The 8,523-nt window shown below is 60.4% G+C and carries 6 protein-coding genes and 1 pseudogene; all 7 read left to right on the top strand.

Annotated features, from left to right (window positions below):
• Window positions 1-333, top strand: a pseudogene (locus JWQ24_RS26070) (branched-chain amino acid ABC transporter permease); the annotation flags it as partial.
• A gap of 2 nt (window positions 334-335) precedes the next feature.
• Entirely contained in the window at window positions 336-1,364 is a 1,029-nt protein-coding gene (locus tag JWQ24_RS26065) for a branched-chain amino acid ABC transporter permease (protein WP_299814694.1), read from the top strand.
• Window positions 1,365-1,371: 7 nt separating this feature from the next.
• Window positions 1,372-2,601, top strand: coding sequence for an ABC transporter substrate-binding protein (locus tag JWQ24_RS26060; RefSeq protein ID WP_299814691.1), 1,230 nt, complete (start codon window positions 1,372-1,374; stop codon window positions 2,599-2,601).
• A gap of 291 nt (window positions 2,602-2,892) precedes the next feature.
• A complete protein-coding gene (locus tag JWQ24_RS26055) occupies window positions 2,893-4,122 on the top strand; it encodes an ABC transporter substrate-binding protein (protein WP_299814688.1) in 1,230 nt (409 codons plus the stop codon).
• A 262-nt stretch (window positions 4,123-4,384) separates the two neighbouring features.
• The gene (locus JWQ24_RS26050; protein ID WP_299814685.1) at window positions 4,385-5,608 is read left to right on the top strand and encodes an ABC transporter substrate-binding protein; all 1,224 of its coding nucleotides are present in this window, start codon (window positions 4,385-4,387) and stop codon (window positions 5,606-5,608) included.
• A 147-nt stretch (window positions 5,609-5,755) separates the two neighbouring features.
• The gene (locus JWQ24_RS26045; protein WP_299814682.1) at window positions 5,756-6,982 is read left to right on the top strand and encodes an ABC transporter substrate-binding protein; all 1,227 of its coding nucleotides are present in this window, start codon (window positions 5,756-5,758) and stop codon (window positions 6,980-6,982) included.
• Between the two features lie 216 nt (window positions 6,983-7,198).
• The gene (locus tag JWQ24_RS26040; RefSeq protein WP_299814679.1) at window positions 7,199-8,437 is read left to right on the top strand and encodes an ABC transporter substrate-binding protein; all 1,239 of its coding nucleotides are present in this window, start codon (window positions 7,199-7,201) and stop codon (window positions 8,435-8,437) included.
• The last annotated feature ends 86 nt before the right edge of the window (window positions 8,438-8,523 follow it).

Raw genomic sequence — 8,523 nt, 5'->3', positions numbered from 1 at the left:
ACGTCCTGGATGATCGCGCTCGGCTGGGGCATGGCGGCCGCGATCGGCTCGATCGCCGGCATGCTGATCGCGCCGGTGGTGTTCCTCGAACCGAACATGATGGGCGGCGTGCTGATCTACGGCTTCGCCGCCGCGGTGCTCGGCGGCCTGACCTCGCCGTTCGGCGCGGTGGTCGGCGGCTTCCTGGTGGGCATCTTCGAAAATCTCGCCGGCACCTACATTCCCGGCGTCGGCAATGAACTAAAGCTGCCGATCGCTCTGGCGCTGATCATCACCGTGCTGGTCGTCAAACCCAATGGCCTGTTTGGCCGTGCCATCGTGAAGCGAGTTTGATCATGAGCGCCGTTCAAGAAGTCTCGACCGCTCCCGTTACCGACGCGGTGCCGAAGAAGGCACTGGCGCTCGGGCCCATGGCATCGCTGGTGATCCTGGCGCTGCTGATCGCCACGCCGCTGTTCGTGAAGAACTTCTTCATCTTCCAGATGACGATGTGGCTGATCTATGCCATCGCGGTGCTGGCGCTTAACATTCTCACCGGGGCCAGCGGGCAATTCTCGCTGGGCCAGAGCGCGTTCTATGCGCTCGGTGCCTATACGTCGGCGATCCTGATCGAACACGGCAACGTCAACTACATCCTGACGCTGCCGGTCGCCGGCGTAATCTGTTTTATCGCCGGCTTCCTGTTCGGCCTGCCCGCGCTGCGCCTGTCCGGTGTCTATCTGGCGCTGGCGACCTTCGCGCTGGCGATCGCGATGCCGCAGCTGCTCAAGCTCGGCGTGTTCGAGCACTGGACCGGCGGCGTGCAGGGCCTCGTCGTCACCAAGCCGGATGCACCGGAAATCTTCGCAACGATCGGCCTCAAGGTCTCACAGGACATGTGGCTGTATTACTTCACGCTCGTTGTCTCGATCCTGATCTACATCTTCTCGGTCAACCTGCTGAAGTCGCGGTCCGGCCGCGCCATGATGGCGATCCGCGACAACGAAATCGCGGCCTCCGCGATGGGCGTCGATGTCTCGCTGTACAAGACGCTGGCCTTCGGCGTCAGCGCGGGCATCACCGGCGTCGCCGGCGGCCTCGGTGGTATCGCCGTGCAGTTCGTGGCGCCGGATGGCTACACCATCCAGCTCGCGATCGCATTGTTCCTTGGCATGGTGGTCGGCGGCGTCGGCTGGCTGCCCGGCTCGCTGGCGGGTGCGGCGTTCATCGTGTTCGTTCCGAACATCGCCGAGCACATCTCCAAGGGCCTTTCCGGCGCCGTATTTGGCGTGATCCTGATCATGATCATCTTTCTGGTCCCCCACGGCGCCCGGCAGATCGCCTACGGCGCGCAAAGCCTGATCGGCAAACTGAGAAGAAACTGAGGAACTTGTGATTTCTAAATATACCCTTCGCTACGCTACGCTCTCCGCCGCTGCCGCCGCCCTCTTCATCACCGGCGGCAGCGCCCTCGCCCAGAAGAAGTACGATACCGGCGCTTCCGACACCGAAATCAAGATCGGCAACATCATCCCGTATAGCGGCCCGGCTTCGGCCTACGGCATCATCGGGAAGATGGAAGAAGCCTACTTCAAGATGATCAACGATCAGGGCGGCATCAACGGCCGCAAGATCAACTTCATCACCTATGACGATGCCTACAGCCCGCCGAAGGCAGTCGAGCAGGCCCGCAAGCTGGTGGAATCGGACGAGGTGCTGTTCATCTTCGGGCCATTGGGCACACCGTCGAACACCGCGATCCAGAAGTACATGAACGCCAAGAAGGTGCCGCAGCTGTTCGTCGCCACCGGCGCGACGAAATTCGGCGAGTACAAGACGTTCCCGTGGACGATGGGCTGGCAGCCGGCCTATCAGAGCGAAGGCCGTATCTTCGCCAAATATATCCTGACAGAAAAGCCCGCCGGCAAGATCGGCGTGCTCTACCAGAATGACGACCTCGGCAAGGATCTCCTGAAGGGTCTCAAGGACGGCCTCGGCGACAAGGCTTCGATGATCGTGGCCGAAGAAAGCTACGAGGTTTCGGAGCCGACCATCGAGAACCACCTCGTCAAGCTCAAGGCGACCGGCGCCGACGTTCTGGTCAGCATCTCGACGCCGAAATTCGCCGCGCAGGCGATCAAGAAGGTCGGCGAGCTCAACTGGAAGCCGATGTATTTCCAGAGCAACGTCGGCTCCTCGGTGGCGTCGGTGATGCGTCCAGCAGGACTCGACAACTCGCAGGGCGTGATGTCGCTGGCCTACGCCAAGGACTCGTCGGATCCACAATGGGCCAACGACGAGGGCATGAAGAAGTATCTCGACTTCGTCGCCAAATATGCGCCCGGCGCCAACCTCGCCGATAGCTCCGCGATCTACGGCTACGGCCAGGCACAGACCGTCGTGCAGGTGCTGAAGCAGGCCGGCGACAACCTGACTCGTGAAAACATCATGAAGCAGGCAGCCAGCCTGAAGGACTTCGCGCCGGACACCATGCTGCCCGGCGTCAAGCTCAACACCTCGGCGACCGACTTCTATCCGATCGAGCAGTTGCGCATGATGCGTTTCACCGGCGAGAAATGGGACGTGTTCGGCCCGCCGGTCGACAGCAATCTGGGCGGTTAACTCTGTCGTTCCGGGATGCGATAGACGGCGAAGCCGGATAGCGCAGACCCGGAACCTCGATGTGTGATCGCCATCTCGAGCTTCCGGGTTCGCTCGCAGCTTACGCTGCTCGCGCCCCGGAATGACGTAGCTTGATAACAAAAGTACCTAACATCTCAGCCTCTTGCGACTAACGTCGCAGGGGGCTTTTTCTTGCTGCCGGAGTCGAAAACGTATTAGGTAAGGCGGGATAAAAAGTCCGGCACTGAAAATCACTACGCTTTTCAAGTAGCACTCAATGGGAGTTTCGAAATGCCTGCAAATCGTTCGCGCGCGGCCCTGACCGTTGCAGCGACCTTCGCTTTTGTTGCCGCCAGCAGCGCCGCCTTCGCTCAAAAAAAATACGACACCGGCGCTTCCGATACCGAGATCAAGATCGGCAACATCATGCCCTACAGCGGCCCGGCTTCGGCCTATGGCGTGATCGGCAAGATGGAAGACGCCTACTTCAAGATGATCAACGACCAGGGCGGCATCAACGGCCGCAAGATCAACTACATCACCTATGATGACGGCTATAGCCCGCCGAAGGCGGTCGAGCAGGCGCGCAAGCTGGTGGAGAGCGACGAAGTTCTGTTCATCGCAAGCGCCCTCGGCACGCCGTCGAATTCGGCGATCATGAAGTACATGAATTCCAAGAAGGTACCGCAGCTGTTCGTCGCCACCGGTGCGACCAAGTTCGGTGACTACAAGGACTTCCCGTGGACGATGGGCTGGCAACCGGCCTATCAGAGCGAGGGACGCATCTACGCGGCCTATCTGCTGAAGGAGAAGCCCGACGCCAAGATCGCCGTGATGTACCAGAACGACGATTTCGGCAAGGATCTGCTGAAGGGCCTGAAGGACGGCCTCGGCGCCAAGGCGGCTTCAATGATCATCGCCGAGGAAAGCTATGAAGTGTCCGAGCCGACCATCGAGTCGCACATCGTCAAACTGAAATCGACCAGCGCCGACACCTTCGTCAGCATCACGACACCGAAGTTCGCCGCGCAGGCGATCAAGAAGGTGGCGGAGCTCGGCTGGAAACCGGTCTACATCCAGAGCAACGTCGGCGCCTCCGTCGGCTCGGTCATGAAGCCCGCCGGCTACGAGAACGGCCAGGGCATCTTGTCGGCGAACTACGCCAAGGATGGCTCGGACCCGTCGTGGGACAATGACGAGGGCATGAAGAAGTTCTACGCCTTCCTCGCCAAATATGCCCCGGGCATGGACAAGAACGATGGCTCCGTCGTCTACGGCTACGGCCAGGCGCAGACCATCGTGCAGGTGCTCAAGCAGGCCGGCGACAATCTGACCCGCGAGAACATCATGAAGCAGGCCGCCAGCCTGAAGGCCTTCGCGCCCGACACGCTGCTGCCGGGCGTCACCACCACCACCTCGGCGACGGATTTCTACCCGATCGAGCAATTGCAGATGCAGCGCTTCAAGGGCGAGAAGTGGGACCTGTTCGGCCCCATCATTGCTGGCCAGATCGGCGGGTAAGGTTGCCCGTTACTCCGGGGCACGAGCAGCGCGCTGCGAGCGAACCCGGAACCTAGAGCTGTGTAAACATCTCTGGGTTCCGGGTCTGCATGCCAGCCGGCTCTGCCGACTGACATGCATCCCGGAATGACCATTGATTGTTTTCCAGGCCCCGCCGACCTCTGGTCGCGCGGGGCCTTATTCTTGATGCGATAGCATGAAACCTGTTGGGGCAATCGGGATCTTCTGGTCCGCTTATCGCCGCTTCGCTTCAAGGACACCCATGCCTGCCCTGCTTTCCCGCGCCGCCGCTTTGCCGGCCGTCGCTGCCCTGCTTGTCACCTGCGTCGCCGCACGCGCCGAACCGCGCTATGACCCCGGCGCCAGCGACACCGAGATCCGGATCGGCAACATCATGCCCTATAGCGGCCCTGCGTCTGCCTACGGCGTCGCCGGCCGCATTGAGGCCGCCTATTTCCGGATGATCAACGACCAGGGCGGCGTCAACGGCCGCAAGATAAATTTCATCAGCTACGATGACGCCTACAATCCCGCCAAGGCGGTCGAGCAGGCGCGAAAACTGGTGGAGAGCGACGAGGTGCTGGCAGTGTTCGGCCCGCTCGGCACGCCCTCCAACGCCGCGATCCAGCGCTACCTCAACGGCAAGCGCGTGCCGCAACTGTTCGTCGCCGCCGGCGCCGCCGGCTTCGGCAACCACCGCGACTATCCGTGGACGATGGGGTTCCAGCCGCCGTACCAGAGCGAAGGTCGGACCTACGCAAAGTACCTGCTGGCCGAGAAGCCCGACGCGAAGATCGCAGTGCTATACCAGAACGACGATCTCGGCAAAGAAGTGCTGAAGGGCCTGAAGGAAGGGCTCGGCGACAAAGCCTCGATGATCGTGGCGACGGAGAGCTACGAGGTGACCGAGCCGACGATCGACTCGCGCATCATCAATCTGAGGGCCAGCGGCGCCGACACCTTCATCAGCGTCACCACGCCAAAATCGGCGGTGCAGAGCATCCGCAAGGCCGCCGAACTCGGCTGGAAGCCACTCTACATCCAGAGCTATGCCAGCGCATCGGTATCCTCGGTGATGAAGCCTGCCGGCTTCGACAACGCGCAGGGTATCGTGTCGGCCTATTACGCCAAGGATGGCGCCGACCCGCAATGGGACAGCGACGAAGGCATGCAGCGCTACATCGCCTTCCTTGCCAAGTACGCGCCGGAGGTCAGCCGCAGCGATATCTCCGTCGTCTACGGCTATGGTGCCGCGCAAACCATGGTGCAGGTACTGAAGCAGACCGGCGATACCCTGACCCGCGACAACGTCATGAAGCAGGCGGCTAGCCTTGTGGACTTTGCGCCCGATACGGTGCTGCCCGGCATCAAGCTCAACACGTCCGCGAGTGATTTCTATCCGATCGAGCAATTGCAGATGATGCGCTTTACCGGCGAGAGCTGGCGGATGTTCGGCCCCGTCATCGACGGCCGCGTTTCCGATTAAGCCGCTTCGTCAATGCCCAATAAAGCAGCCCCTCGCGATGTCGTCGCGGGGGGCTTTTCCTTGATGAGCGCCCAGGAAAAGTATTCAATCGGAGCAAGGCCACAAAGGCCGCCTCGAAAACGATTCACATCAGGGAGTTGACGAATAATGCCTATGCCATCGCGTGCGATTGCGGCTTCGGTTGCCGTGACCCTCAGCATTGCCCTCAGCGGCAGCGCGCTCGCCCAGAAGAAATACGACCCGGGCGCGACCGACACCGAAATCAAGATCGGCAACATCATGCCGTATAGCGGGCCTGCTTCGTCCTACGGGCTGATCGGAAAGACCGAGGCCGCCTATTTCAACATGATCAACGACCAAGGCGGCATTAACGGCCGCAAGATCAATTTTATCAGCTATGACGACGGCTACAGCCCACCCAAGGCGGTCGAGCAGGTACGCAAGCTGGTGGAGTCCGACGAAGTGCTGGTGGTGTTCAATTCGCTGGGCACGCCATCTAACACCGCCTTCCAGAAATATCTCAATACCAAAAAGGTGCCGCAACTGTTCGTCGCCACCGGCGCCAGCAAGTGGAACGATCCAAAGCACTTTCCATGGACGATGGGATGGCAACCCAGCTACCAGGTCGAAGCGCAGATCTACGCAAAATATCTGATGCGGGAGAAGCCCGACGCGAAGATCGCGGTGCTCTACCAGAACGATGATTTCGGCAAGGACTACCAGAAAGGCTTTCGCGAAGCTTTGGGTGCGAAAGCCTCGATGATCATCACCGAGGAGAGCTATGAAATCTCCGAACCGACCGTCGACTCCCATATCGTGAAGCTCAAGTCGCTGAACCCGGATGTCGTGGTGTCCTTCGTGACGCCGAAGATTGCCGCGCAGACAATCCGGAAGATCGGCGAACTCGGCTGGAAACCGCTTCATTTGGTCAGCAATGTCAGCATCTCGGTGGGCGCCGTGCTGCAGCCGGCCGGCTTTGACAATTCGCAGGGCGTGTTGTCGGCCGACTACCGCAAGGACGGTCTCGATCCGCAGTGGAAGGACGATCCCGGCATGAAGAAGTGGGCGGCCTTTATCGACAAATACATGCCCGGCTCAGATCGTTCCGACAACAGCCTGCTCTATGGCTACGGAGCTGCGCAAACCTTGGTGAAGGTCTTGCAGATGTGCGGTGACGATCTCACGCGCGCCAACGTGATGAAGCAGGCCGCAAGTCTGAAGGACTTTGTGCCGGACACGCTTCTGCCGGGCATTTCCATCAATACGTCGGCCACGGATTTCGCACCGATCGCCCAACTGCGGATGATTCGCTTCAAGGGCGACAAATGGGAGCTGTTCGGCGACGTCATCACGGCCGATACGCCGACAGAGTGACCCCAATCGCGTCACGCGACAGAGCGTGGAGTTGACGCTATTCCGCATTATGGAATGCCTTGACATCTCAGCCCTCCGCCACCGAGGCGGAGGGCTTTTTCGTTGAGGCGATGCTGCGAATGCGGTAAAATTCTCTCGCAGATGCAAAAGCATCGCGACTCAACCAAAAAAATCAGCCGCAACCTCAATGGCTACGGCTTTCGGGAAGGAAATTGAATGTCTGCACCTCACGCCCGGCTTCTGTCGATTTCGGCCACCGCTATGCTTCTGGCCATTGCCGGTCCCGCGTTTGCGCAGAAAAAATACGACACCGGCGCCAGCGACACCGAAATCAAGCTCGGCAACATCGTCCCCTATAGCGGCCCGGCCTCGGCCTATGGCGCGGTCGGCAAGGCGCAGGCCGGCTATTTCAAGATGATCAACGAACAAGGCGGCATCAACGGCCGCAAGATCAACTACATTTCCTATGACGACGCCTACAGCCCTCCGAAATCGGTGGAGCAGACCCGCAAGCTGGTCGAGAGCGACGAGGTGCTGCTGATGTTCAGCGCGCTCGGCACGGCGTCCAACACCGCGATCCACAAATATCTCAACGGCAAGAAAGTGCCGCAGCTGTTCCTCGCCACCGGCGCCACCAAATGGGCCGATCCGAAGAACTTCCCGTGGACGATGGGCTGGCTGCCGAGCTACCAGAGCGAAGGCCGCATCTACGCCAAGTACCTGATGAAGGAAAAGCCCGGCGCCAGGATCGCAGTGCTCTACCAGAACGACGATTTCGGCAAGGATTACCTCAAAGGCCTCAAGGATGGCATCGGCGACAAGCTCTCCTCGATCGTGATCGAGGAGAGCTATGAGCTGACCGAGCCGACGGTGGATTCCCATATCGTCAAGATCAAGTCGCTGAACCCTGATGTCGTGGTGGTCTTTGCCACGCCGAAATTCGCGGCGCAGTCGATCAAGAAGATCGCCGAACTGGCCTGGAAGCCGATGATGATCGTCCCCAATGTCTCCGCCTCGATCGGCGCGGTGATGCGACCGGCCGGTATCGACAACGCGCAGGGCGTGCTGTCGGCGGCCTATTCCAAGGACGCCACCGATCCACAGTGGAAGGACGACGCCGGCATGAAGGCTTATCATGCCTTCCTTGCCAAATATCTGCCCGACGCCAACCCCGCCGATTCCTCGCTGATGTCCGGCTACAACATCGCCGAGACGATGGCGATCATGCTCAAGCAGTGCGGCGACGACCTCACGCGCGAGAACGTGATGCGGCAATCGGCTAATCTCAAGAACATCCAGCAGAGCACGCTGCTGCCGGGCGTCAAGATCAACACCTCGCCAACCGACTTCTCACCGATCGAACAGCTGCAGCTGATGAAATTCCAGGGCGAGAACTGGGTGCTGTTCGGCGACGTGCTTGACGGCGAACTCGGTGGCGGTGCCAACGGCCGCTGAGCCATCATTTCCCTCTCCACCCAGCGCATTGTATGCGTAGGGTGCGAGAGGGGGAAGACGGCGCATCTTGCCGTGATCTGCGTTCA

The sequence above is a fragment of the Tardiphaga sp. genome, from assembly GCF_028290495.1.
In the GTDB taxonomy this organism is placed as follows: Bacteria; Pseudomonadota; Alphaproteobacteria; order Rhizobiales; family Xanthobacteraceae; genus Tardiphaga.
Note: the sequence above shows the minus strand (reverse complement) of the source record. Positions and strands in the feature narration are given on the sequence as shown.